Raw genomic sequence first — 728 nt, 5'->3', positions numbered from 1 at the left:
GCGTGCCGTCCCAGACGAAGTGGGTGCGTTTCGGGTCGGTACTCGTCCAGGCGAGTTTGTCTTTTCTTTCCTTACTCAGTCTTCGCCCAAACGGGTCATAGGCATATTCCCAAATCTCGGTATTGCCGGCTGGCTTTTTGATTTCGGCGCGGACGAGTTGGTTTTCTAAATCGTATTGGTAATATTGGTTTTCGCCATTGGGCAGCTGGCGGTAGATCAGGTTGCCCAGTGCATCGTAGGTGTATTCGATGCCGTTGTATTCTTTGAGGCGGTTGCCGCTGACCGGGTTAGGGTTGGCAGGTGATTTCAGATGACCTTGAGTTTTGGGGTCGTCTGAAATCGGCGCGGTCGCTTTGCCCTCTCCCACGGGAGAGGGAGTAGATGTTGGGATGTCGAGGATGTTGTGGGCGGGGTCGAAGGCGAAGGTTTCGCTGCGGCCGGTTTGGCTGTTGCGGGCTTCCTGAATGCGTCCGATTTTGTCGTAAACGTAATGGAGGACGCCGCTTCTTTGGTCGGCGCTTTGGATCAGGTTGCCGGCTTTGTCGTAGGCGTAGCGGCGGTTGACGGCGCCGCCGGCCAACGGGTTTTGTTTGCCGCGGGCTGTTGGTGTACCGCTCCAGACGGTACGCTGGCTTTTCAGACGACCCATGGGGTCGTAGTCGTACAGGCTGCTGATGCTGCCCTGCGTCCTTTGGATTTCGCGGTGCAGTTTGTCGCGTTCGATGTCG

1 pseudogene is annotated in these 728 nt (G+C 56.9%); it reads right to left on the bottom strand.

From position 1 onward, the window contains the following. Window positions 1–649, bottom strand: a pseudogene (locus tag HMPREF3277_RS15495) (hypothetical protein); the annotation flags it as partial. Window positions 650–728: the final 79 nt, after the last annotated feature.

Origin of the sequence: Neisseria sp. HMSC70E02 (genome assembly GCF_001838645.1) — a bacterium.
Classification (GTDB): Bacteria; Pseudomonadota; Gammaproteobacteria; order Burkholderiales; family Neisseriaceae; genus Neisseria; species Neisseria macacae.
Note: the sequence above shows the minus strand (reverse complement) of the source record. Positions and strands in the feature narration are given on the sequence as shown.